The sequence below is a fragment of the Fibrobacter sp. UWB1 genome, assembly GCF_002210325.1.
Classification (GTDB): domain Bacteria; phylum Fibrobacterota; class Fibrobacteria; order Fibrobacterales; family Fibrobacteraceae; genus Fibrobacter.
In genome coordinates, this window is sequence record NZ_MWQL01000009.1 from 1 (window position 1) to 26,752 (window position 26,752).

General features: G+C 53.2%; 13 protein-coding genes. 5 read left to right on the plus strand and 8 right to left on the minus strand.

Annotation, left to right across the window (positions count from 1 at the left end):
• On the plus strand, nt 1–186 hold a 186-nt coding region (locus B7988_RS15170), incomplete at its 5' end, for a hypothetical protein (RefSeq protein WP_212668305.1).
• Between the two features lie 99 nt (nt 187–285).
• Here the strand turns inward: B7988_RS15170 and B7988_RS08300 are convergent.
• Nucleotides 286–888, minus strand: a complete 603-nt coding sequence (locus B7988_RS08300) for a 3-isopropylmalate dehydratase small subunit (protein ID WP_088657546.1) — start codon at nt 886–888, stop codon at nt 286–288.
• A 19-nt stretch (nt 889–907) separates the two neighbouring features.
• Complete coding sequence (gene leuC / locus B7988_RS08305) at nt 908–2,317, minus strand: 3-isopropylmalate dehydratase large subunit (protein WP_088657547.1); 1,410 nt, start codon at nt 2,315–2,317, stop codon at nt 908–910.
• Between the two features lie 243 nt (nt 2,318–2,560).
• On the opposite strand from leuC, the gene B7988_RS08310 reads away from it, so the two are divergent.
• Nucleotides 2,561–4,963, plus strand: coding sequence for a cellulase family glycosylhydrolase (locus B7988_RS08310; protein WP_170930587.1), 2,403 nt, complete (start codon nt 2,561–2,563; stop codon nt 4,961–4,963).
• Nucleotides 4,964–5,055: 92 nt separating this feature from the next.
• Here the strand turns inward: B7988_RS08310 and B7988_RS08315 are convergent, their stop codons facing one another.
• From B7988_RS08315 to B7988_RS08325, 3 genes are all read right to left on the minus strand, one after another.
• Nucleotides 5,056–5,505 (minus strand): hypothetical protein, encoded by a 450-nt coding sequence (locus B7988_RS08315; RefSeq protein ID WP_073322688.1) that lies wholly within the window; start codon nt 5,503–5,505, stop codon nt 5,056–5,058.
• 203 nt (nt 5,506–5,708) lie between these two features.
• On the minus strand, nt 5,709–7,241 hold the full coding sequence (locus B7988_RS08320; protein ID WP_088657549.1) for a M23 family metallopeptidase: 1,533 nt from the start codon (nt 7,239–7,241) through the stop codon (nt 5,709–5,711).
• Nucleotides 7,242–7,251: 10 nt separating this feature from the next.
• On the minus strand, nt 7,252–7,662 hold the full coding sequence (locus B7988_RS08325) for a hypothetical protein (RefSeq protein WP_073322692.1): 411 nt from the start codon (nt 7,660–7,662) through the stop codon (nt 7,252–7,254).
• 443 nt (nt 7,663–8,105) lie between these two features.
• On the opposite strand from B7988_RS08325, the gene B7988_RS08330 reads away from it, so the two are divergent.
• A complete protein-coding gene (locus B7988_RS08330; protein ID WP_088657550.1) occupies nt 8,106–15,386 on the plus strand; it encodes a tandem-95 repeat protein in 7,281 nt (2,426 codons plus the stop codon).
• Nucleotides 15,387–15,602: 216 nt separating this feature from the next.
• Nucleotides 15,603–18,476: a T9SS type A sorting domain-containing protein gene (locus tag B7988_RS08335; RefSeq protein WP_088657551.1), complete on the plus strand. Its 2,874-nt coding sequence runs from the start codon at nt 15,603–15,605 to the stop codon at nt 18,474–18,476.
• 116 nt (nt 18,477–18,592) lie between these two features.
• On the opposite strand, the gene B7988_RS08340 is transcribed toward B7988_RS08335, so the two are convergent.
• Complete coding sequence (locus B7988_RS08340; RefSeq protein WP_088657552.1) at nt 18,593–20,188, minus strand: ATP-binding cassette domain-containing protein; 1,596 nt, start codon at nt 20,186–20,188, stop codon at nt 18,593–18,595.
• Nucleotides 20,189–20,299: 111 nt separating this feature from the next.
• Nucleotides 20,300–24,736, minus strand: coding sequence for an acyl-CoA dehydratase activase (locus tag B7988_RS08345; RefSeq protein ID WP_088657553.1), 4,437 nt, complete (start codon nt 24,734–24,736; stop codon nt 20,300–20,302).
• A 159-nt stretch (nt 24,737–24,895) separates the two neighbouring features.
• Here B7988_RS08345 and ruvX point away from each other — a divergent pair, with 159 nt between their 5' ends.
• On the plus strand, nt 24,896–25,306 hold the full coding sequence (gene ruvX, locus B7988_RS08350; RefSeq protein WP_141225604.1) for a Holliday junction resolvase RuvX: 411 nt from the start codon (nt 24,896–24,898) through the stop codon (nt 25,304–25,306).
• 175 nt (nt 25,307–25,481) lie between these two features.
• Here ruvX and fabF read toward each other — a convergent pair whose 3' ends face one another.
• Nucleotides 25,482–26,732: a beta-ketoacyl-ACP synthase II gene (gene fabF / locus B7988_RS08355; RefSeq protein WP_088657555.1), complete on the minus strand. Its 1,251-nt coding sequence runs from the start codon at nt 26,730–26,732 to the stop codon at nt 25,482–25,484.
• Between the last annotated feature and the right edge of the window lie 20 nt (nt 26,733–26,752).

Here is a 26,752-nt window from a genome sequence, read left to right on the forward strand (position 1 = left end):
CGGAAGCCCAGTAGGGCAAAAAACAGGTGGCTCCGTCAGGCCGGACTAGTGGCTCACACTTCTCCGGACTGGCGGCTCCGCCGCTCCGGAATAATCAATATAAACGAAAAAAATGGTTTTTTGTTGTTTGCTGAAAAAATGTCTCAAGATATTGAACTTTTATTTAATTCAAATGTAAACTTGTAACAGAAACAAAAACGCCCAGGGTTTTAACCTGGACGTTTTTGAATTCTTTATGGATCCTCTCCCGCGCTTCGCTTGGTCGAGGATGACTGCGGGTGAAGATTACTTCAGAAAGTTCATATACGGCAGCTTCTTGGCAAGTTCCTGCACCTTGTCGGCGTTGGCCATAAGGGCGGAACGTGCGTGCCAGGAGCCGTCGAGGAACTGACCGCGGGGGCCGTCGGCAAGCGTGAGCTCGATGGTTTCGTCACCCATCTTGAGCGTGCGGCTTTCGGTGCTGGTGACGAGTTCTTCGCTCGGGTGTGCTTCGATCCAAGCGAGAATCTTGTCGGCCACTTCGTGGCTCACCTTGTAGCAAGGCACGCCAATGGCCACGCAGTTACCGAAGAAGATTTCGGAGTAGCTTTCGGCGATGATGGCGCGGATGCCCCAGCGCTTGAGTGCCTGCGGAGCGTGTTCACGGCTGGAACCGCAACCGAAGTTCTGGTTCGAGACGAGGATGGAGCCATTCTTGTAGGCTGGATCGCGGAAGGGGTGGACCTTGCCTTGAGCGGCGAGGCCTGCGATATCGTCGGCAAAGGCGTTGTCGCCGAGGCCTTCGAACGTGACGCACTTGAGGAAGCGTGCCGGGATGATACGGTCAGTGTCGATGTCGTTGCCGCGTACAGGAACGCCGGAACCTTTAACAATGTCGATAGAATTCATTTTTTAAATCTCCTTAGCGTTACTTGATGTACTTGCGGACGTCGGTGACACAGCCTTCGATGGCGGCTGCGGCCACCATGGCGGGGCTCATGAGGATGGTGCGGCCCGTGGGGCTGCCCTGACGGCCCTTGAAGTTTCGGTTGCTGGAGCTTGCGCTCACCTGGCGGCCCTTGAGCTTGTCCGGGTTCATGGCGAGGCAGAGCGAGCAGCCCGCTTCGCGCCATTCGGCACCGGCTTCCTTAAAGATCTTGTCGAGACCGAGCTGTTCGGCTTCCACCTTGATCTTCATGGAACCGGGCACAACCCACATCTTGACGGTCGGAGCGACCTTGTGGCCCTTGATGATTTCGGCGGCGGCCTGCAAGTCGCTGAGGCGGCCGTTGGTGCAGCTACCCACGAAGGCGATGTCGATGGGGCGGCCAATCATCTTGGAACCTTCTTCCCAGCCCATGTATTCGTAGGCTTCGGAGATGACCTTCTTTTCGCTGCCGGTAAATTCGTCGATCTTCGGCATGTTGCCGTTCAGCGGGATGGCCTGGGCAGGCGTAATGCCCCAGGTGACCATCGGTTCGAGGTTGTCGCAGTTGATTTCGACTTCGTCGTCAAACTGGGCGTCGGCGTCGGTAGCCACGGACTTCCAGTAAGCAACGGCCTCGTCCCACTTGTCGGCCTTCGGGGCGTACGGACGGCCCTTGAGGTATTCGAAAGTCTTTTCGTCGGGGTTGCAGTAACCGACGCGGGCGCCGCCTTCGATAGCCATGTTGCAGACCGTCATACGGCCTTCCATGCCCATTTCTTCGATGACCGGGCCTGCAAATTCGTAAGCGTAGCCAACGCCACCGTTCACGCCGAGCTTCGCGATGTAGGCAAGGGCAACGTCCTTGGCGGTCACACCCGGCTTCAGCTTGCCGGTGAACTTGATGCGGCGAGTCTTGAGCGGGCTCATGGCGAGCGTCTGGGTGGCCAAAACGTCTGCCACCTGGCTTGTGCCGATACCGAAGGCGATTGCACCGAATGCGCCGTGCGTAGCCGTGTGGGAGTCACCGCAGGCAACAGTCATGCCCGGCTGGGTCACGCCTTCTTCGGGGCCCACGATGTGGATAACGCCCTGTTCGGCGGTAGCGGGGCCAAAGAACTTGATGCCGTTGTTTTTGGTGTTGTTTTCAATGTGGGAGAACATCTCTTCGGAAATGCCGTCCTTGAGCGGGCGGTTACGTTCCGGGAACGTGGTCGGAATAATGTGGTCCACCGTGGCGAACGTGCGTTCCGGGAACAGAACCTTCTGGCCTTCTTCGCGGAGCTGCGCAAAAGCCTGCGGGCTCGTGACTTCGTGGCAGAGGTGGAGCCCGATAAAGAGCTGGCACTGGCCGCTCGGGAGCTTTGCTACCGTGTGGCTTTCAAAAATCTTCTGATAGAGTGATTTTCCCATGATTTTGTCTCTTTTTATTCCCGTTGTCATTCTGGAGGGCCGAAGGCCCGATAGAATCCATCGGGATTGTTTTTGGCGATTTATTGCGGGCACAAATATAGAAAAATGTGTGATTCCTATCAATATGGATTTTGCTTTGGTGTCCACTGTAAACACTTATTGCTGTCTGGAGGATACCTAGAGAGGGACTTGCAATCTATTTTTCAAAATAGGGAAGTGTGTCGTTTTATTTTGAGGTTGGATATGAAAAAGAAATATTTAGGAGCACGCTTACTTGCGCCTACTCTTGCTTTAATCATGCTGGCATCTTGCTCGGATGACAACTCTTCGGGCTCTAACAATGGCGACGATGTTCTCCCGGTTCCGTCGACCGATATTCCGACAAATCCTGAAAATCCGGTAGGAAACGACTCTACTGTTGACTCCGGCAGTGAAGTCCTTACTCCGGAAGAGGTGGCGAATGAACCGATTACCGAAGAAGATTTGAAGGACGACGGTACGGCTTCTGTGACGACGCTCACAGTCGATGTGTCGGGTGTTGCTGAACTTGGCCTTTTTGCTGAAGGTGCAACTGTTTCTTTGAATGGAGTCGATGCTAAAACCATGGCTTTGTCGGGGGCTCCCTTGAGCGCGACAGTGTCTTCTAATTTGGGCGCTTACAAGGTTTCGGGCGATATCGGCACTGCTGTGGCAAGTGTCGAAGTCAAGGGCAAGTACCTGAATTATACTCTGGACGAACCTGCGGCAACATCTGGCATCAAGGCTCTTTCGGACCTTCGCGAACGTACCAAGCTCAATGTGAACGTCTTGACCCGCCTTGAATACGACCGCGTTCAGTACTTGGTCTCAGAAATGGGGCTCAGCTTTACGGCGGCCAAGACCCGTGCCGAAAAAGAAGTGCTTGCCGCTCTCGGTTTAAAGCAAGACTCCACCTTGTTCGAAGACATTTCGCTCTACGACCGCAACCAAGCTGCAGCCAACTTGCTTGCCGCAACGACAATCTTCCTTTCGGATCGCACCGCAGAAGAAATTGACGCTTCCTTGGCGGCTGTCGCTGCTGATATCGCTTCGGACGGAACATGGGATGACCTTACCATGAAGGCTACGTTAGGCGATATCGCCTATTCCATCAATGTGGCTTATGCGAATTCCGTTCTTTCCGAGAAGAATGGCAATGCCGATATCGAATACTATTCTGTCTGGGTAGACCGTTTCTGGGCAACTCAATATGGCCTTGGAAACTGTGGCAAGAGCAACCAGAACGAAATCAAGACAAATGCGAACCCCTCTAGCGACAAGGCAGCATCGAAATTCGTGTGCCAGGATTCCATGTGGGCCGTGGCAACCGATATTCTCTTGGCTCACATTGCCGCAACCGCTCTCTTCGGCGAATGCAACAGCGCAAACGAAGGTGCCGTGAAGGCAAATGCCGAAGGCCAGTATTTCACTTGTAGAAGGTCTGTTTGGAAGTCTTCTACCGAAGCCGATTTGCTTAACTTGAAGGTGGGCGAAGCAAAGGGTGCTTGCTCTTCTTCCAATCAAGGGTCCATTGAACAGTTTGAATCGAATTATTATATCTGCATGTCTAATTCCTGGCAAAAGACGAAGAACGTTCCTGTCGATTACTCCAAGGGCCGTGCCATGAACAAGCGCCTCGGTCGCGGAATCAACATGGGTAACGCTTGGGAATCTACGGGTAACGGCGCCACGGCTGATTGTGGTTGGAACAACTGCATTCAGGACAATTATTTCAAGGTTGTCAGGGAGGCGGGTTTCAACTCGGTACGAATTCCCGTGCGCTGGAATCAGGATGCTTCCAACAGTTCTCCGTACACGTTAAATTCTGGCCGCCTCTCCGGTGTCAAGGCCGACATCGATTTAGCTCTCGCTCAGGGTCTTGCTGTTATCGTGAACTTCCATCACTATACCACGCTCAACGATGCCGCAGCAAAGTATGCGTCGAACAAAAGCGCCTACGAAGAAGAAAAGAAGCGCTTTTTGGGCATGTGGGAACAGGTGGCCAAAGAAATGAACGCCTATCCCGACAGCTTGCTCGTACTCGAAATTTTCAACGAACCGCACGACATGAAACAAGACCAGGTAAACGACATCATGATGTCTGCCTACGAAGTTATCCGCAAGAATGCTCCGGGCAAGACAATCATGTTTGAATCTGCCGGTTATTCCAAGTTTGCCCAAATCAAGAACCTGGAACTGCCTGCAGACGGAAATATCATTGTGAGCGGGCACTACTACGAATCCTACGCATTTACGCACCAGGGCCATGGTTACGATTGCAATAATAATTTGTCCCAAAACGTCCTAAATGCGATTCCGAACGATTTCAAGAGTTATGTTGATTCGACCTCCGCTTACTTCCCGGATATCAATAATGGTCATGTGCCGATGAACATGGGTGAATTCGGCGTATCGGGCCAGCACGGATCTTCTTGCGGTGGCAGCGGCGTGTCGGACGAACTGCGAGCCAAGTGGACCGATGCCGCTATCGCTGCGGCCGAAAAGTATGACATGTCCTGGCACTACTGGGGCTTTGTGGGCGTAGGCGGTTTCGAAGCCTACGACAAGGGTGCCGGCCAGTGGTATCCGGAACTCCTCCAGGTGTTCAGCAAATACATTTCCAAATAGATTCTCGTTCAACAAACCATGCAAAAGTCCTGCGGAAAATTCCGCAGGACTTTTTTTCGTTACCGAGAAAACTGATAAATTCTATTTCGATATTAGTACTGTTCGACCTGGGTGTCAAACTGGTACTTTTCGTGGTAGTAGCTGAGCATTTCGCTTGTGCTTGTAAATGCTGCTGCGCGAATTGCATTGCGAACTTCAGGATCGTTGCGGGACATTTCGATAATCTTTGCATCTATGTCTTTGAACAGCAACTTGTTAGAGGCCATTGCAACGTGATTCTGGTTGTAGTCCAGGTGATAGCTGCGTTCCAACATCTGGAAGAGTTCGGACTGACACTGGTTTTCAGGCGGATGCTTCTTGGCGACCGGGATGTAGCATTTGTTGATGTAGTCCGTCTTGTAGGCGACGATCATTTCGTCAATGGCAGGGATGTTGTGGTCAGAATCGTGATTGGCGACTTCTACAGTGGGTTTAACGACACCGGAGCATCCGGTAAGGAGGGCGGCGGTCATGGTAGCGAATGCCAACACACGTAATTTCATTTTTTTATTCCTTTTTTCTTTGTTTGAACCTTATCCCTAATTCCAGAATAAAAGTTATTTAAAACGGGGTGTTTTGGCGACCCCCAATATGTAACAAATAGCTTACATCGGGGCTAAAAAAACGCTTAGAGAACACTTTTTGGAGTGCTTTGTGACCGCTATCACTTTTGCGGCTATGTTGTTTGTTTTACAACGAGTGAGTGTTAACGGTTTCTCACAGCATCGGCAGTCGGCTTGAACATGTAGAACCACTTGATCGGGTCTATTACTTTGTACCTAACATTGCCGATTCGCTTGTCGCCGTTCTTGTCGATGAGCCCAGTAACGACGTGGGCGTGCGGGCCGGTGGTGTGTCCCGTAAGACCGACTGTTGCGATGGGGTCGCCTGCCATAACTTCTTGTCCGTCAAGGTATAGCAACTGGTCGCAATGCATAAAGATGACGACATCTTTTTTGCGCACGAGCCCGATCACGATGCCGCCGCGTTCGTCGCGTGCGGTCCAGGCTTTTGCTGCGAACGGGGCGAGTATTCGGGCGCCCTGTCGGCTGGCCACGTCGATGCCGTTATGTTGCCTGAAAGAGGCGGTGGCTTGGGCGTGGTAAAATTCTGTCAAGTAGGCGACGCTATCCGATACAATCGATGTCCAGTATTTCCAGGCGGCGCCGATAGAATCCGAAGCCGACTTCGCGAAGAAATCGGGACGCGAGAACTTGATAACGGTTCCTGCCGGCGGAATATTCTTTCCGTTGTTCTCCCACGAATTGGTGGGGTAGCCGTTTTCTTCGAGAGTGACCTTGAGATACTGCTGGATCATCTTGTCGTTTGTAATCAAGGCGTTGAATCGGCCGATAGCGTAGCGCGAAATGCGCTGCATGTTTTCTTTGCCGTCGAAGGTGTATTCAAACGACGGCGCAATCGAAAGCTTGTCGCGTTCGTGAATGCGGTCGCGGGTGTTCGAAATGCCTGGTTCCGTTTTGGTCACAAAGAAGAACGGCAATGCAACCGCGAACAGAAACAACATCGGGAACAGTGTTCTGAATACTTTCGAAGAACCGTCTAGCGGGTTCTTTTCCAGAATCGAGAACTTGTGCAAGTACTCGATAATTTTTGCGAATTTTTCAGGATCCTTTTTCCAGTCGCAGGTGCGGATTTCCTTGTAAAAAGAATGGCTCCGGCGCACCGCCCTGTAGGCGTGGTAAAATTTCTTTTTGTCGGGCTTTTGCGGGAACAGCCAAAGTAGATTCGACTTGTTGAAGTGCGGCAAGTCTTCCAGATAGGCAGACGCTTCTGCGGCGCTTTCGCCGTCAATGACGATGAGCCTTGAAACCAGTTTTGCGTAATAGGCTTCTTGGTCGTTTATTTCCAACGGCAGGACAGCTACGATTTGCGCAATCGATTTCTTGATTTGTTGCAGGTTGTGGTACAGGCTCCTGAATTGGTCGTCGTCTTGCGGAAAGCACCTGGTTCCGGTAATGGTCCAGCTGTTTGTATCGGAACCGAGCTCGTTGAGAGTTTCTTGCGTAAGTCGCTTTTCGATCAAGTCGCTTGCCGAAATAGGGGCATTCCCTTTCAGGCTGTTTTTTCCCGAAAAGTCAATAACCAAAAAACGAGCGCCGGCGTTTAGCGCCAGCGCAAGGTTCTGTAAGGGTTCAAGCGGAATTTCGGTTTCGCCCGGAAAAGCAAAAAAGGTGATTCCGCCTTGCCTGTACAGGTCATTTAAGACCTTGTGCTGCATTGTCCCCTAATTAGGCCTTCTGTGTGCCACGCGGGTAGGTGAAACCTGCAGGCGGCGCGGCCACGAACTTGTCGACCTGAAGATAGAGTTCTTCGGCAGAGGCGCTTGGGTTAAAATAGATTTCCTGGTTACGGTTCTGGGTGCGGCCCTTCAGAGGTTCGCTGCGGCGAGAACGGCTTACGATACCGAGCGGAAGCACTTCCAGAAGCGGGAGCAGGCCAAAGTAGCGGAACAGGCTGAAGTTCTTCTGCCAAGTGGTACGTTCGGCGAGCACGGCGAAGGTGCCTTCGAAAATGGACTTGGTCTGGAGCAGTTCGTCGCTCGTCATGGTTACCAGTTCATGGTTGGTGGGGAAGTTGTTTACGAAGTTGACCATGTCGCCCTTGAGGTAGTTGGCGTCGCAAAGGAATACGAATTTCATTGTTTTACCTGTTTTTGATTGTTGTTTGCAGCAAAAATACTTTTTTGGTAATACACTGTCAGCCGACAAAGGCGTGAAAACAGCTGCTTTCGGAACTTTTTGTTCCGTTTGAATGTAAATTCTTTGTAAAATCGTGAAAATTCGTATAAACTGCGAAAAAAAGTTTTTTCGGCCCGTTCGATGTTTTTTTTGAGGGGGCTTTTCGTAAGTCGTTGAGTATCAATGAGTTACGAAGCATAAACCCTTAAATTTGCTCAAAAAAAAGCAATTTAATGGTTATTCAAAATTTACTTTTTAGCGTTTTTTTTTGAAAATGTGCGTTTTATCACGTTTAAAAACGTTATATTTGACCTCGTAAAATCGCGCTCGGACTAGCGGGGGCGGTACGTTTTTTGTGAAAGCAAAAGGTGTAATTGGAAGAAGAAATTTATGGGAGATCATAAATGAAACGAAAAAATTGGTCTGTAGCAGCCCTATTGGCGTCAGTCAGTATTTTGGCTTCTGTAGGTATTGCACAGGAGGAAAATAGTGCTCCTTCTGTTATGGGGATTCCTGGGGAATCGATCAACGAAGGTGGCAAGTTCGCCCCGATTAAGTTGGATAAGTATGTATCCGATGATATGGACAAACCCGAAAAGCTGAAATGGTCGGTTTCCGGCAACAAGCAGCTCAAGGTTTCTATCTCTCCCGAACGTGTTGCAACGATTGAAATTCCGAGCAAGTATTGGAACGGTTCCGAAGACATCACCTTCATGGCTACCGACACCAAGGGTGCCGTCGGTTCTGAAACGGTGAACTTCAACGTTGAATCCGTGAACAACCCGCCCGAAGTTAAGCAGATTCCGGACCAAACCATCGATGAAGGTAAGACCTTTACCAAGATCAAGCTCGATGATTTCGTGTCTGACCCGGACCACCCGAAGAACCAGATTTTGTGGGAATTCGACATCCAACCGGTGGGCAAGGATCAAGCTGATGGCGACCTGAATGTGGAAATCGATCCGAACCGCGTCGCCTCCGTGATTATCCCGGACCAGAACTGGTACGGCTCTGCAAAGATCAAGTTTACGGCTACCGACGGCGAATACGCTAGCGCCTCTACGACCGCAAACTTCGTGGTCAAGCCGATCAACGACGCTCCGGTCATCAAGAAGATTCCTGACCAGACCATCGAAGAAAAGAACGAATTCGAATCCATTAGCCTTTCTGACTTCGTGACCGACGTCGATGACGATGTCATGAAGCTCAAGTGGACTATTTCGGGCAACAAGGACCTCAAGTTCGATATCGACAAGTACGGTTCTGCCAATATCAAGATCCCGAATGAATTCTGGAACGGCACTGAAACCGTGACCTTCACGGTGACCGACCCTGCCGGTGCGTCTGCCAAGACGACCGCCAAGTTCACGGTCAAGTCGGTGAACGATCCTCCTGAATTTGTTCAGGAAGTCCAGGACCAGACCATCGATGAAAAGCAGGACTTCAAGCCTATCGAACTGGATAAGCTGGTTAAGGATCCTGACCACTCTTTCGAACAACTTAAGTGGACCGTTTCGGGCAACAAGGATCTCGCCGTTAATATCGCCGGCAAGACCGCTACCATTAAGATTCCGAACAAACTCTGGAACGGTTCTGAATCGATCAAGTTCAAGGTCTGTGACCCGGCCGGTGCCTGCGCCGAATCCGAGAACAGCTTTACGGTGAACTCCGTGAACGATGTGCCTCAGTTCGTGAAGCAGATTCCGAACCAGACCATCGACGAAAAGAAGACCTTCGCGAAGATCAAGCTCGACGAATACGTGAAGGACGCCGACCACAAGAATTCCGAACTCTCCTGGGAAGCCGACGTGAAGCACCAGGGCAAGGAACCGCAGTCCGGTACTTTGTCTGTAAATATCGGTGACGACCACGTGGCATCCGTTGAAATTCCGGATCCCTACTGGAACGGCTCCGCTGTCGTGACATTTACGGTCTCTGACCCGGAAGGCGCAACCGCAAAGCAGCAGGTCACTTACACCGTCAAGTCTATCAACGATATTCCTGTGTTCAAGAAGATCCCGGACCAGACTATCGAAGAAAAGAACGAATTTGCTTCCGTGATGCTCGACGATTACCTCTCCGATGCCGATCACGATCTCTCCCAGTTGAAGATCGACATCGCAGGTAACAAGGACATCAAGGTTAACCTGAATAACAAGACTCGCGAAATTTCTTTCAAGACTCCGTCCGAACTCTGGAACGGTTCCGAAACCATTACCCTGACTGCTACCGACCCTGAAGGCGGCAAGGCTTCTACTCAGTTCAAGCTCACTATCAAGTCTATCAACGACCCGCCGGTCATGAAGGATATCGCTGAACAGACCATCAAGGAAAAGGGTTCCTTCAAGCCGGTTGAACTCGACAAGTATGTTGAAGACCTCGACCACGCCAAGGATAAGCTCAAGTGGACTGTTACGGGTAACCGCGAACTCAAGGTGTCCCTTGAAGGCCGCGTGATGAAGGTGACGCCGCCCAGCCCGCAGTGGAACGGTTCTGAAACTCTTACCATTAAGGTGACTGACCCAGAAGGCGCTACTGACGAACGTTCTGTTGCCTACACCGTTGAATCTGTGAACGATGTTCCTGAATTTGTGAAGCAGGTCGCTCCGCAGACCATCAAGGAAAAGGAACAGTTCAAGCCTATCAAGCTTGGCGAAATGGTCCGCGATCTCGACAACAAGCTTTCTGACCTCCAGTTCACGGTTGACGTGAAGCCGGTATCCAAGGGCAACAAGGATGGCGAACTCTCTGTAGAAATCGATGCCCAGCATGTGGCTAACATCAAGATTCCGAGCAAGTATTGGAACGGTGCTGCCGAAATTACCTTCACGGTGACAGACCCCGAAGGAGCGAAGGCTTCTTCCAAGGCTCTCTTCACCGTGCAGTCCGTGAACGACGTGCCGGTGCTCAAGAAGATTCCGGACCAGATGATCGAAGAAAAGCATGAATTTGCTCCGATTAACCTCGCCGAACTCGCTTCTGACCCCGACCACGCCTTCAAGGATCTCAAGTGGACGGTGACGGGCAACAAGCAGCTCAAGATTGACATTGACAAGAATGGTGTCGCAACGATTAAGATGCCTTCCAAGAACTGGAACGGTTCTGAAAAGGTGACTTTCACGGTGACAGACCCCGAGGGCGCTTCTGCCAAGTCTGATGCTGTGTTCACGGTCAAGTCCATCAACGACCCGCCGGTCATGAAGGATATTGCTAACCAGACCATCAAGGAAAAGGGCGAATTCAAGCCAGTCGAACTTGACAAGTTTGTGAGCGACGAAGACCATGACAATTCCAAGCTCAAGTGGACTGTGTCCGGCAACAAGGACCTGAAGGTCGTGATTGACCCGAAGCATGTCGCTACGGTTACTGCTCCGAACAAGTACTGGAATGGTTCCGAAGACATTACCTTCACGGTGACGGACCCGGAAGGTGCCTCTGACAAGCGCACGGTGAAGTTTACTGTGGAATCCGTGAACGACCTGCCCGAATTCGTGAAGCCCATCAAGGACCAGGCGATTCCGGAAAAGCGTGAATTTGCGATTATCAACCTGAACGACATCGTGAAGGATGCAGACCACAAGCCTGAACAGCTCTCATGGAGCTTTGACGTGAAGCCGGCGAAGGGCGCCCCGAAGGGTTACACTCCGCAGCTTAAGGTTTCTGTCGATGCCCAGCGTATGGCAAAGATTGTGATTCCGAACAAGTACTGGAATGGCTCCGAAGAAATCACCTTCAAGGTGGAAGACCCCGAAGGTGGCAAGGCCAGCTGCACGGCTCTCTTCACTGTGACTTCTGTGAACGACGCCCCGACCATCGGCAAGATTGAAGACCAGACCATCGAAGAAAAGCAGGAATTCAAGCCGATTGACCTCGCTTCCATTATCAAGGATCCGGACCATCCGTTCGAGAAACTGAAAATTGAAGTCAACGGCAACAAGGACCTCAAGGTCGATATCAGCAAGGACGGCAAGGCCACCATCAAGACCCCGAACAAGTTGTGGAACGGCTCCGAGAAGCTCACGTTCACCGTGACCGACCCGGAAGGCGCTTCTGCCAAGGCTACGGCTTCCTTCACCGTGAAGTCCATCAACGACCCGCCGGTCATGAAGGACATTGCCGACCAGACCATCAAGGAAAAGGGCAGCTTCAAGTCTATCGCTCTCGACAACTTTGTTGAAGACCTTGACCACCCGAAGAACAAGCTCAAGTGGAAGATTGAAGGTGCCAAGGAACTCAAGGTTGCCATGGATGCAAGTCACAATGTGTCCGTGATGACTCCGAACCCGTATTGGCATGGTGCCGAAACCATCAAGTTCACAGTGACCGACCCGGAAGGCGCTTCTGATAGCCGCTCCGTGACCTTCACTGTTGAATCGGTGAACGATGCTCCGCAGTTCGTGCGCGAACTCAAGGACCAGTCCATCGACGAGAAGAAACAGTTCCAGCAGATCAAGCTTGACGATCTCGTGAAGGACCCGGATCACAAGAACAGCGAACTCAAGTGGAGCTTCGATGTGAAGCCTGCCAAGGTTGGGGCTGCTGCTCCTGCCAAGGGCAAGAAGGGTAAGGCCGAAGAAAAGGCTCCGGCTGGCGAAACGCTCAGCGTGAAGGTTGACAACAACCATGTTGCTACGATCGTGATTCCGAACAAGTACTGGAACGGTGCCGCCGACATTACCTTTACGGTAACCGACCCCGAAGGCGCCAAGGTCTCCAAGACCGCCCATTACGAAGTTCGTTCTATTAACGACCCGCCGGTTATCGCTGCTAACGCCCCGAAGGGTGAAACCATCCGTGAAAACGGCGTGTTCAAGACCATCGATCTTTCTAACCTCGCTTCTGACCCGGATCACAAGACCGCTCAGCTGAAGTGGACTGTCTCTGGCAACAAGTTCCTCAAGGTGAATATGCGTAAGGACAACACTGTCCAGATCGCAGTGCCGGATCCGCAGTGGAACGGCAAGGAAACCGTGACCTTCACGGTGACCGACCCCGAAGGCGCTTCTGCTCACCACAAGATGATTTTCGAAGTGACTCGCGTGAACGATCCTCCGGTGCTCACCAAGAAGATTCCTGACCAGAAGATTAAGGAAAAGGAACTCTTCAAGCAGATTAAGCTTGATGAATACGTGAAGGACCCGGATAACAAGCCGAGTGAACTCAAGTGGACCGTTTCTGGCAACAAGCTCTTGAAGGCTGAAATCTCTCCGAGCCGCGTGTTGACCGTGACTGCCCCGGACAAGTATTTCTGGTGCGCTCCGGAAACCATGGTTCTCGAAGTGAAGGACCCGGAAGGCGCTTCGACTTCTCAGACGGTGACCTTCGAAATCACCTCTGTGAACGATGCTCCGGTGCTCAAGAACATTCCTGACCAGAAGATCAAGGAAAAGGGTACGTTCAAGGAAATCGACCTGAACAAGTTCGTGCACGATCCTGACCACAAGCTCTCTGAACTGGTGTGGTCTGTGAAGGTTGACAAGGTGAATGCCGCTCCGGCTGCAAAGCCTGCCAAGAAGCCCGCAAAGAAGCCTGCCAAGAAGGGCAAGAAGGGCGCCAAGGAAGAAGCTGCCGAAGAGAGCGCCCCGGCTCCGGTTGACGACTTCCAGGTTGAAATCGACAGCAGGAACATTGCCCGCGTGAAGATTGCTAACAAGTACTGGAATGGTGAACGCAACGTGACCTTCACGGTGAAGGACCCCGAAGGCGCCTCTGACTCCAAGACGGTGAACTTCAAGGTTGAATCCGTGAACGACGCTCCGGAAATCAAGCCGATTCCTATCCAGAGCATCCAGGAAAAGGAACACTTCAAGCCGCTCGACCTCGCTCAGTTCATCTCTGATCCTGATCATCCGCTTTCTGCTTTGAAGATTGAAGTGGCTCCGACTCGCGCTCTTAAGGCTTCTATCAATTCTAAGAAGGAACTCGTTGTTTCCACTCCGGACAAGTTCTGGAACGGCTCCGAGAAGATCAAGCTTGACGTGACCGACCCCGAAGGTGCTCGCGCAACCCAGCAGATTACCTACGAAGTGGTGCCTGTGAACGATCCTCCGGTCATCAAGCACATTGCTGGCCAGAAGATCAAGGAAAAAGAAAAGTTCGAAATCGTCGACCTCTCCAAGGCTGCCGAGGACCCGGATAACAAGCCCAATGAACTCCACTGGACTGTGACCGGCAATAAGGACTTGAAGGTTGATATCAAGGGTAGCCGTGCGCAGATCCTGACTCCGAACCCGTACTGGTTCGGTAAGGAAACCCTCACCTTTACGGTGAAGGATATTGCCGGTGCCTCTGCTTCCGCTAAGGCGACCTTCGAAGTGACTCCGGTGAACGACCCGCCGACCCTCAAGCCGGTGCAGCCGTTCGTGATTGACGAAAAGAAGGCCTTCGCTCCGGTTGACTTCGGTAAGATGGTCTCTGATCCGGACAACAAGCTCGAAGAATTGACCTGGACGCTCGACAACGATGTGCCGAACGTGAAGGGCAAGAAGGGCAAGGGTGGCCCGGCTGTGAAGCACGAAATCAACTTCACGATCAACGAGAAGGGTGTGCTCCAGGCTGAAACTCCGAGCCCGTACTGGAACGGTACTGAAGTTGTGACGGTGAACGTGTTCGACCCGGCTGGTGAAAAGGCTTCTGTGCCTGTGAAGTTCACGGTGAAGCCGGTGAACGACCCGCCGGTCGTGAAGAAGATTCCTGACCAGGAAACGTTGCAGGGTTCTACCTTCAAGCCGATCAAACTTGATAACTATGTGTCTGACCCTGACCACAAGAATTCTGAAATCCGTTGGGGCGTGACTGGCGCCAAGAACCTTGCCGTGCAGATTAACGGTAACCGCGAAGCTATCGTGAAGCCGAAGAAACCGGATTGGTTCGGTGAAGAAACTCTGATCTTTACCGCTAAGGACCCGGCCGGTGCTTCTGACAAGGCTATGGTGAAGTTCACCGTCAAGCATGTGAATGCTGCTCCGATTATGCGCGATATTCCTGACTTTACCATCAAGGAAGACGACAACAATGGTGTAGTGGCTGTCATTAAGCTTGACCAGTATGCTCGCGATAAGGATCACCGTTTCGATGAACTCAAGTGGAGCTTTACCGGTAACAAGTTCCTTGAAGTGAAGTACGACAAGTACAAGAAGACTGCAACGGTTGCTCAGCCGCACCCGAACTGGAACGGCAAGCCGGAACGTATTACCTTTACGGTGACCGACCCGGATGGCGCCAAGGCCTCCAAGTCTGCTCTCTTCACTGTGATTGCCGTGAACGATCCGCCGGTTGCTACCGCACAGACCTACATGACCCAGGAAGGCGAAGAACTCAAGGTGAGCGCCTCTGAAGGTCTGATGGCCGGTGTGACGGATGCCGATGGTGAAAAGCCGGTGTCTGTGCAGCTGGTGCAGAAGCCGCGCAACGGTAAGATCAACTTGAACGAACGTGATGGTTCCTTCACTTACATGCCGAACAAGGGCTTCAGTGGCCTCGATGAATTCAGCTTCAAGGTGAAGGATCCGGGTGGACTCGCCTCTCAGGTGACGACTGCCGAAATCAACGTTTCCTTCAAGATGAAGGATCTCCGCGGTGGCGACACCAAGAAGAAGGCTGAACCGAGGGAAGAGGCCAATGAACCGAAGGAAGACGCTGCCCCGGCTAAGGGAAAGCGTAAGAAAAGAGCAAAAAGAAGATAATTAGCTCGATTCTTTCGAAATTTCGATTCATTCTCGAAATCTGAGTATAAAATCCCGCCTAAAAGGGCGGGATTTTTTGTTGTAAAAGAAGGGTGTTGAAACGTTAAAAACGAAATTTTACCGTAACGAGTCGTTTTTTAGCTTTTTTTACCCCTGAATTATATTTTTGAATTGGATGCAATGGCCTGTTGCCTATTGTAGTTTAGGGATGAATTTATGAAAAAAGGATTGTTTGGTGCTTTTGGACTTAGCCTGGCCGCTGTCGTCGGCATGCAGGCGACTGCCGCATACTCTGCCGAAAAGGCGGCAGATTTCAGCTGGAGCAACGTGAGCATGGGCGGGGGCGGATTCGTCTCCGCCGTGATAGCCTCTCCGGTAGACAAGGGGCTGTTCTATGCCCGCACGGACGTGGGCGGCGCGTACCGCTGGAACGAATCGACGGCCCGCTGGGAATCGATGATGGACTGGGTCGATGTTTCCGAGCGCGGCCTTTTGGGCATTGAAGCCATTGCCGTTGACCCGCAGGAATCGGGCGTTGTGTATATGGTGGCGGGAACCAGTTACTGGAACAACGGCCGTACGGCGTTCCTCCGCAGTAGCGACAAGGGCGAATCCTGGGAAGTGATTTACACCTGGGACGAAGACGGTACCAAGGGCGCGAAAGTGGCGCGCTTCGGTGCACACGGTAACGGCATGGGCCGCGGAAACGGCGAAGCCTTGGCGGTCGACCCGAACGATTCCAAGATTATGTTCTATGGCTCCAAGAACAAGGGCCTCTGGAAATCGACGGATAACGGAACGAGCTGGAGCCATGTGGATGCTTGGACCAAGGCGGCTGGGAGCGATACGACCTGGAATGGTTCGGGATTCAGCTTTGTGCAGTATGCGCCGGGCAGCTCCAAGGTGCTTTACGCCGGATTCCTGCGCGAAGGGACGACGGCCAAGGGCTCGTTCGAAAACGTGTTCACCTCGACCGACGGCGGTGCAAGCTGGCAGGCGCTCCCGATTCCGGATTCATTGCGCAGCACGGCCGGCGGAAGCATTGTGCGCCTGATGCCGCAGCGTGCGGTGATTTCGGGCGACGGAAAAACGATGACGGTGACCTTTGCCGATGGCGCAGGCCCGCATTCCATGATGTGGGACGAAGGCTGGGGCATGATATACGACGGCTTTGGTCGCGGTGCGGTGCTGCAGCTTGATGTGGCTTCGGCGACTTGGTCCGACGTTTCTCCGGAAAACTTCCTGGACGAAGGCGGTGACGCCAAGTACGACAAGGTGGACGTGAAAGGCATGGTCGACTGCGAAGCCGCTGGCGGCACCGGCAAGACTTGCGAAGAATATTACCCCTACATTGCCCCTTATGGTGGCATAGCCATCAATCCGAAAAATGCAAACGAAATGGTGGTGACCACTGAAGGTTACCGCGGTCCGCAGTTCTGGTACACGGCCACGAGCGATACCAGCGGCAAGTGGAGCGACCAGTGGGGTACTAACATTTACCACACGACCGATGGCGGCAAAACCTGGATTGCAAGCTTCAAGTATTACTGGATGGAAGGCGGTGTGTATCCGACGACCAAGCAGATGGATGCCAATGGAATTGGCTGGATGCATAACGGTTCTATTCACTGGTCCGGTAGCGTTGCCATGGATCCGTTCGACAACAACCGCGTCTTTGTGACTTCGGGTAACGGCATTTTCCGCTGCGACAACCTGAGCGATTATGTGTACAAGGAAGCGGAGAATTCTTGGGAAGAACCGCAACTCACCATGAACCAGGTGTGGCATTTCTCGGCACATGGTGTTGAAGAAACGGTGCCCTTTGAAGTGGTGAGCATTCCGGGGGGCCCGATGATTTCAATCATTGGAGACTACGACGGATTCCGTCACGATGACATCGCAAAATATCCCGCCTTTAGGCACAAGACGAATGTTGGCGGCGAATATGTTTCGTTGGGCACGACGCAGGGCCTTGCTTATGCTCCCAAGAGCGGTAAATTGGCCAAGGTGGCTGACAAGCGTGCCTACGAAGGCCTGTACAATGACATACCCATTGCTCCGGTGCAGTATTCCCTTGACTCGGGTAAGACTTGGACGGTGGAAACTTATACAGGACCTGACAAGAACGCAGCCAAGGGTACTGTGGCTCTTTCGGCAAAAGGTACGTACACCATTTGGGTTCCGATGGAAGGAACGACCGATGTCTACCGCAATTATAACGGCACGACTTGGGAAAAGGTGACGGGAATCGATAACACCGCGTATGTGGTGGGCGATCCTGAAAATGACGATGTGTTCTATGCCTATACCAAGGCGGACGGCAAGTTCTATAAGAGCTCCGATGCGGGCGCAAGTTTCAAGGCCGTGAGTACGCCTGGTGAAAGTGCGTTCAAGAAGTTCCGTGCCATTCCGGGCTTTGAGGGCGATTTGTGGCTGCCTGTCGCTATTCAGGATTCGTCGAATGGTACGCCCGCTAGAGGAAAGCTGTTGCATTCAACCGATGGCGGTGCCACTTGGGCTGCGGTTGAAGGTGTCGGTTACTGCGAAGCGGTGGGCTTTGGCGCTCCCAAGGAAAAGGGCGGTTATCCGGCAATTTATGTCTTTGCAACGGTCGGTAAGGTAACGGGCGTGTTCGGCTCCGATGACAAGGGTGAAACCTGGACTCGCGTGAATGACGATGGTCACGAATACGGCGGCCTTGCCAACGGTGAATTCGTGATGGGCGACATGAATACCTACGGTGTGGTGTACATGAGTACGGCGGGCCGCGGCATTGCTGCCCGCGTGCCGAGCAATTGGGAAATGGGGACATCCAATTCCGATGGCACGACAAAGGTTGCTCCGTCTGCAAAGGTCATGGCTTCCGCTTCAGTAACTTATGCAAACGGCAATCTGGAGCTTCGCCTGAATGCAACCGTTGCTCGCGTGAGCGTGTTCGACATGCGTGGCAAGAAGATTTCTAGCCGCTATTACAGCAGCTCTGCCTCGGTGCCGCTCAAGGAACTGGTGCGCGCCAAGGGTAACTACTTTGTACGTGTCGATAACGGCAAGAAGGTGCTGTTTGCAAACCGCGTGATTGTGACGCGATAATGAATTTCAGAATGAAAATGAAAGAAACCCTGCCGACGGCAGGGTTTCTTGTTTAAAGTTGTAAATCTTCGTATCTTGTAGAATAGCAGATTCTATAACTGTCTACTTCCTACTGTCTACTTCTTACTCTTCTTCTTGCTTTCAAGCCATTCGTCGAAGGTAATGCTACGGTCGAGAACGCCGTTCGGTGTGAGTTCCAAGACTCGGTTCGCGATCGTCTGTACGAATTCGTGGTCCTGAGAGCAGAAGATAATCGGGCCCTGGAAGGCGGTGAGGCCGTTGTTGAGGGCGGTGATGGCTTCCAAGTCCAGGTGAGCGGTCGGTTCGTCGAGAAGCAGGCAGTTGGCGTTTGCAAGCATCATCTTGGAGAGCATGCAGCGCACCTTTTCACCACCGGAAAGAACGTTGGCACTCTTGAGGGCTTCTTCGCCGGTAAAGAGCATTCGGCCGAGGAATCCGCGGATGAAAGTTTCGTCCTGTTCCTTGCTGTACTGGCGCAGCCAATCCACGAGGGAGAGGTCCGTGCCGAAGTAGGCATCGTTGTTCTTGGGGAAGTAGCTGTAGCTGATGGTGTTGCCCCACTTGAGTACGCCATCGGGTGCCTTGGTTTCTTCGGCGATGAGCTGGAAGAAGGCGGTCTTGAGCGTGTCGTATTCACCGACGAGGGCGACCTTGTCGCCGCTGTTCAGGCTAAAGTCGACGCCCTTGCAGATGATGCCGTCGCCGCCGTCAATCGTCGCGTTCTTGACTTCGAGCACGATCTTGCCCGGTTCGCGGTCCATCTTGAAGTTGACCCACGGGAATTTACGGCTGGAGGCCGGCATTTCTTCGACGGTCATCTTATCCAAAAGCTTCTTACGGCTGGTGGCCTGCTTGGCCTTGGCGGCGTTAGAGGCGAAACGGCGGATGAACGCCTTGAGTTCTTCGATCTTTTCTTCGGCGCGGCGGTTCTGGTCCTTGCGCTGCTTCTGGGCGAGCTGGCTTGCTGCGTACCAGAATTCGTAGTTACCGCCGTAGATATTGATCTTGCCGTAGTCGATGTCGCAAGTGTGAGTGCAGACTGCGTTAAGGAAGTGACGGTCATGGCTCACGACGATGACGATGTTTTCGAAGCGTTCCAGGTAGTCTTCGAGCCAGCCGACGGTTTCCAAATCCAAGTGGTTCGTCGGTTCGTCGAGCAGCAGAATGTCCGGGTTGCCGAACAATGCCTGGGCGAGGAGCACGCGCACCTTGAGGCCGGCGTCCAAGTCGGCCATGAGGCTGTGGTGGAATTCTTCGGGAATGCCGAGGCCCTTGAGGAGCACAGCTGCGTTGGAGTCGGCTTCGTAGCCGCCGATTTCGCCAAAGCGGGTCTCGATTTCCATGGCCTGCATGCCCTGTTCTTCCGTCATTTCGGGGAGCGCATAGAGTTCGTCGCGCTTCTTGCCCAGCTCGTAGAGTTCGGGGAAGCCCATCATGACGGTTTCGAGAACGGTGTTCTGTTCGTAGGCGAAGTGGTCCTGCTTGAGGACGGCGATACGTTCGCCCGGGTCCTTGGTGACCTCGCCGGTGTTGGGTTCGAGTTCGCCCGAAAGGATTTTCAGGAAGGTAGATTTTCCGGCGCCGTTCGCACCGATGACTCCGTAGCAGTTGCCGCGCTTGAAGGAAAGGTTCACTTCCTTGAAGAGGACGCGGCTACCGTATTGAAGACTGACATTAGAAACGTTGAGCATGTTTAGTAGGAAGTTTGAAGTAGGAAGTAGACAGGTTTGTTGGAAGTAGGTAGTAGGAAGTTAGAAGTTACTGTCTACTGTCTACTTCCTACTGTCTACTCTCCGCCGAAGCTATGCTTCGGCGTTCGCTTTTTCTAGTTCGCGGGCGTTGATGATGAGCATCTGCAGGCGGTTTTCGATGTTCGCGAAGCTCGTATCCGGGTCGTAGTCGAGGCTCAAAACCTGGATATGCGGGCAACGTTCCTTCACAGCCTTGGTGAGGCCGCGGCCAGAGATGTGGTTGGCAAGGCATGCGAACGGCTGCAAAATGATGTAGCTGTTGATGCCGTGCTTTGCGTTGTACAGGATTTCGCCCGGAATCATCCAACCTTCACCCGTGTTGTAGGTGGGGTCGATAATGTCGGACACGTAATCCTTGAGTTCCACACAGTCTGCATGATGTTCGTACAGCTTGAACTTGTGCATGGACTTGCGAGCGGTCTCTACAGCGTGGGTATAGACCTTGCTGGTCACGCCGCCTTCGAGACGGTCCATCATCGGGTTTGCGGAGAATCCGCGCTTGATCTTTTCTTCGCGAACCACTTCGTCGACGCGGAAGAAGTCTGTCATGCCCGGCAGGTAGACTTCCATACCGTTGTTCATCAGGTAGTTTTCCACAAATCCGTTTGCACTCGGGTGGTAGTTCATCAAGATTTCGCCAAGCACGGCAACGCGCGGCTTGCGGATGCCCTTCTTGCGTTCTTCGGTGATTTCGATACCGTTGAATGCTTCGATGCACTGTTCAAAGACTTCGATCAGCTTGGAGGGGCGCACGAGTTGCATGGTGGAGAGGTGACCTGCAACGCCAATCACCTTCGGCATCCATTCGTCGTAAACCTTCTGGGTGTCGCCGGCGTTCACTTCGTACGGGCGAACGGCGCGGTACATGGTTTCGATAGCGTCCATGGTCACGAGGCCCCACAGCATGTGGAGTCTAAAGTCCAGACCCAGCTGGAAGCCCGGGTGCATGCCCTTGTAGTCGACACCGGTCGTAATGATGGTCACGTCCTTGAAACCGGCTTCGTCGAGCGCCTTACGGGCGAGTACCGCGTACTGCACGGCGCGGCAGTTTTCGCAGTTCTTCGCCAAGCACATGGAAACTTGGTTCTGCGGAACTTCGGGGTGATCGACGAGCCAGTGGAGCGCTTCGCCGATGTTCACCTGGCAGGGGAAGCAGATATCGTTATGCACGTACTTCTTGCCGAGTTCGATTGCCTTCTTGTCTGCCACGGGCAGGTATTCGGCGATGAATCCTTCGCGCTTCATGTATTCGCTGGCGAGCACGGAGAAGGCGGGGGAGAGGTTCGGCGTCAGAATGCGACGGCGCTTCTTGTCTTCGGGCAAGAACGGCGTATGGAACAGCGGTTCGTTGCTTTCTGGCTTGTCGGGCAGGTTCGCTGCGCGGCGGGCCTTTACGGTTTCGATAAAGCTCTTGACGCGGATTCCCACGGGGCCGCGGGCATCGCCTTCGTCGAGCTTGAGCATGAGCATTTCCTTATTGGAATCAAGGTGCAGCATGCGCATCATTTCGTCGGTCAAAATCGAGTCGTGTCCGCAACCGAAGCTTACAATCTGGGCAAGTTCGATGTTCGGGTCCTTCGCTGCAATCATGGTGGCACCAATCATGCGCAAGTGGAAGGTGTTCTTGATTTCGATACGGGTGTGGCTCGGCACATCTTGGTCGAAAACGCCGGGGAGCGATTCGGTGGTGAGCACCGGAATGCCCATGGCGGTAAAGTGGCTTGCGATGTTGTGGTTGATGAGCGTGTCCGCATGGTAGGGGCGGCCTGCAATCACCACGGCAAAGGAGTTCTTCGCGCGTACATCGTCGAGGATCTTCTGGCCTTCTTCCAAAAGCGTGGTGCGGTAGTTGTTGAGTGCCTTCTCGCCTTCGGTAACGGCCTTGTCCAAAAGTTTCTTGTCGAGCTTCCAGTTTTCGTGGAACCAGTCGATGGTCTGGCTTCTGCGGAGCTTGGCGTTGAACCAGTGGAATATGGGCTGGTCCATGGGCACGCCGTAATTCTTTTCGGGCTCGTCGGTGTTCTTGCACACGTTCGGGTAGGCCTGCACCACCGGGCAAACAGATGTTGCCGTGAACTTGGTGTGGTCGCTGGGGACTGCAACCATCATGGGGAAGAAGATACGGTCCACCTTCTTTTCAATGAGGCTGAGCACGTGGCCATGTACAAGCTTTGCTGGGAAGCACACGGTGTCGGAGGGCACGCTGTGGAGACCCGCTTCGAACATCTTGTAGTCGCTCTGGCGGCTTACCACGACGGTGTAGCCGAGGCTCGTAAAGAAGGCCTTCCAGAACGGGAGCGATGCCCAGAATTCGAGCACGCGCGGAATACCGATGGTCTTGCCGTTGTTTTCGACGAGCTTTGCCGGAGCGTAGTCCTTGACCAACAGCTGGTTCGTGCGCTTGATCATGTCGGGCACGGATTGCATCTTCTTGTTGATTTCGGCGATGAGTGCCTTGGTCTTCGGATCGTTCGGGTCGGCGGTGACTTCGCCGCGTTCGCAGCGGTTACCCGTCACGAAGCTTTGGCCGTCGCTGAAGGTCACGATGGTACGCGAGCAATGGTTGGTGCAGTACTGGCAGAGCTGACCCGGCTGGTTGTGCCAGCTGAAGGTCTTCATGGCGTCAAGCCCGATAAAGCGGCTCTTGAGTTCCGGTTCGGTCTTGCGCTTTTCTTCCATGAATTTCTTGGTGAGGAGAGCGATACCGATAGCACCCATTTCGCCCGGACGTTCCGGACGGATCGGCTTTAAGCCGGTGTACTGTTCGAAGGCGCGGAGAACGGCGTTGTTCTTGAACGTACCGCCCTGCACCACGACCTTCTTGCCGAGCGTGTTCAGGTTGCGGATACGGATGACCTTCGTAAACACGTTGTTGATGATGGAGCGGCAGATGCCCGCGATAATGTCTTCGGGCTGCTTGCCGTCGCGCTGTTCCGTGATGATGGAACTGTTCATGAACACGGTGCAGCGGCTGCCTAACTGGGAAGGACTCTTTGCGTTGAACGCGAGTTCTGCAATCTTTTCCATCGGAATGCCGAGGCTGCGGGCATAGGTTTCGATAAACGAACCGCAGCCGGAAGAGCAGGCTTCGTTCAGAATGATCCCCGTGACCACGCCGTCCTGCACGGAGATGGCCTTCATGTCCTGGCCACCGATGTCGAGGATAAAGCTTACGTCGGGGCAAATCTTCTGGGCGGCGTTGGCGTGGGCGACCGTTTCCACCGTGTGAAAGTCGGCATGCACGGCCTTCGCAAAGAGCTGTTCGCCGTAACCCGTGGTACCGACACCCAAGATGTTGAGCTTGCAGCCGTATTCTTCGTAACGGTCGCTGAGTTCGTTCAAGGCGTTCTTGAGCACCTGCAGCGGTTCGCCGTTGTTGCTCGCGTAGAAACCATCCACGATGTTTTCTTGTTCGTCCATGAGCACGAACTTCGTGGTGGTAGAACCTGCGTCGATACCCAGGTAAACGTTGAGCGTAGAGCCCGATACGGGCTGCGGGTAGTGGTTGCCGGCCATCTTGTGTTCTTCGAGGAACATCTTGTATTCGGCTTCGTTCTTGAAGAACAAGTCGGCGGCAGCCTTGGCCTTGTTTTCGGCCTGGCGCGTTTCGTTAAAGTGGATGAGCGCGTCCAGGGAGCCTTCCTTGCGGTAGAAGCATTCCTGGTCGGCAAACATGGAACCCAAGGAAAGGGCTGCACCCATGGCCACGAGCACTTCGGAGTGTTCCGGCACAATGGCCTGTTCGTCGTTAATGCCCAGACGTTCCTTGAAGGCGCGGACAAGCGTCGGGTTAAAGGTGAGTGGGCCACCTTCGAAGATCACGGGCGGCTTGATTTCCATACCCTGGGCAAGGCCACCGATGGTCTGCTTCGCGATGGCATGGAAGCTGGAAAGGGCGATGTCTTCCTTGGCGATACCGTTGTTCAGCATCGGCTGGATGTCGGTCTTGGCGAATACGCCGCAACGGCCCGAAATTTCGTAGACCTTCTGGCCGCGCTTGGCAAAGCCTTCGAAGGCTTCGGTCTTGATGCGCAGAAGTTCGGCCACCTGGTCGATAAATGCACCCGTACCGCCGGCGCACACGCCGTTCATACGCATGTCAGAGGCAATGAGCTTGCCGGTGGTCTTGTCTTTTTCGAAGAATACCACTTTTGCATCTTGACCGCCGAGTTCAATAGCGACTCGGGATTCGGGATAGGTGGCGCGCACCGCAAGGGCGTTTGCCACGACTTCTTGTACAAAGAAGGCGTGGGTGGCTTCGGCGAAGGGCTGACCGCCACTTCCGCAGAAGGCGACTCTAAAATTCTTATCGGGGAAAAGTCCATGCGCCTCGCGCAGCACTTCGAAAACCTTCTGTGCCTGCATGGCATTGTGGCGCTGGTAAGTATAGTGCAAAAGCTTGTTGGTCTCTGGATCGACAACCGCGATCTTCACGGTGGTGGAACCAACGTCCACGCCGACCCATAAATCGTTCTTCAAATTGCTCATAGTGGGCACAAAGATAGAAAAATGTAAACTTTTTAAACTGCTTTTTATCGGCTGAAATTGCCGAAAATCAAGAAAATGTAAAAAGGGAAAAATTTCCCGCGCTTGGCGACCATTTTTTCGCCGAGTCTACCGCTATTCTTTATTGCTATATTTCGCTCTATGAACTACCTTGCGCTTGATTATGGTGAACACCGCGTCGGGGTCGCCTTTGCCGACTCCGAGTTCCGTATGGCTTTTTCGCGAGAAACGATTGACCAGAAGACGACAAACCTGTTTGTTCGCCTAGATGAGTTGGTGAAAATCAATAAGGTAGACGCTTTTGTGGTGGGGATGCCGTATCACCCTGATGGCCGTAAAGACGGCAAGAATGTGGTGGTGGAGAAGTTCATCGAAGACTTGAAAACGCGTTTCCCGGGCATGCCTGTGTACACGCAGGATGAATCGTATTCCAGCGTGCAGGCGCAAGAAAAGACTTCTTACTTTAGCAAGAAGAAAAAGCAAAAAAATAAGGCGGTCATCGATCAACTCGCTGCCGCCATAATTCTACAAAGATGGCTTGATGAACAATAGCAGCGAGGTATGAGGTCGCTCGTTACACTCGCTTTGAGGACGGTTCAAGGAACCTTTGAAATGTAAAGCTCCATTGGCGAAAAATTAAGCGCCCCTTTATTGGGGCGCCTTGTCATATCTCTAAGTGACCGTAGGGAACGTCCTCATGGCTCAAAGGGCCGTAGGCCCGAGCTCATTAGCCGTTATATTTCTTGATAATCACGACACCATTGTGACCGCCAAACCCAAGTGAGGCGGACGCGGCGACGTCGATGTTGCCTTCGACACCCTTGTTTGGGACATAATCCAGGTCGCATTCCGGATCCGGAGTCTCGTAGTTGATGGTGGCGGGGTAGAACGAGTCGCGAATCGCAAGAGTCGAGACGATGGCCTCGCACACACCGGCGGCACCCACGCAGTGGCCTGTCATGCTCTTGGTGCTCGACACCTTGATCTTGTAGGCGTGTTCGCCGAGGGCGACCTTGAGCATGGCGGTTTCGGTCGCGTCGTTCAGGTGCGTCGAGGTTCCGTGGGCATTGTAGTAGTCGATGTCGGTCGGGGCAATGCCTGCATCCTTGATGGCGCGGGTGAGTGCCTTTGCGCAAGTTTCTCCACCCGGGCGAGGGCTCGTGATGTGGTAAGCGTCGGCAGAAGCTCCGTAGCCAGCGAGTTCGGCGTAAATCTTTGCGCCGCGGGCCTTGGCGTGTTCCAGTTCTTCGAGAATGAGCACGGCACCGCCTTCACCCATCACGAATCCGGAGCGGTTCAAGTCGAACGGGCGGCTGGCCTTTTCCGGGCAGTCGTTGAATTTGTCTGTAAGGGCGTGCATGCCGGCAAAGCTCTTGATGCTGTAATCGGTAATGCCACTTTCGGAACCACCGGCAAGGCAGATGTCCAAGCGACCCGAGCGGATTGCGTCGAGGGCGACACCGATAGCATCGGTGCCCGAAGCGCAGGCGGTGCAGACCGTGTGGGCCTGGCCTGTAATGCCGAGGGCGATAGACACATTTGCGCCCGCTTCGTTCGGAATCAGCTGCGGCATGGCCAAGGGCGATACCTTGCGCTTGCCGCCATTCATGTACTGCGTGTAGGTGGAATCGATAATGTCCATGCCACCGAGGCCTGTACCAGCGACAATGCCCGTGGTATCCTGGGCTAAGTCTTCGGGCGTAAGGCTTGCGTCTTTGACTGCTTCTTTGGAGGCGGCGAGCAGGAACTGCGTGAAGCGGGCCATGCGGCGGGCTTCCTTCGGGTCGATATCGTGTTCTTCGGGCTTAAAGTCCTTGACTTCGGCCGCAATCTTTACCGGACAGCTGCTTGCGTCAAAAAGCGTGATGGGACCGACACCGCACTTGCCTTCGCGAATGGCTGCCCAAAAATCGTTGATGTTCTTGCCAACGGGAGTCACGGCTCCCATACCAGTGATTACTACGCGTCTTTTTGTCATGAATTATAAATGGTTTTGTG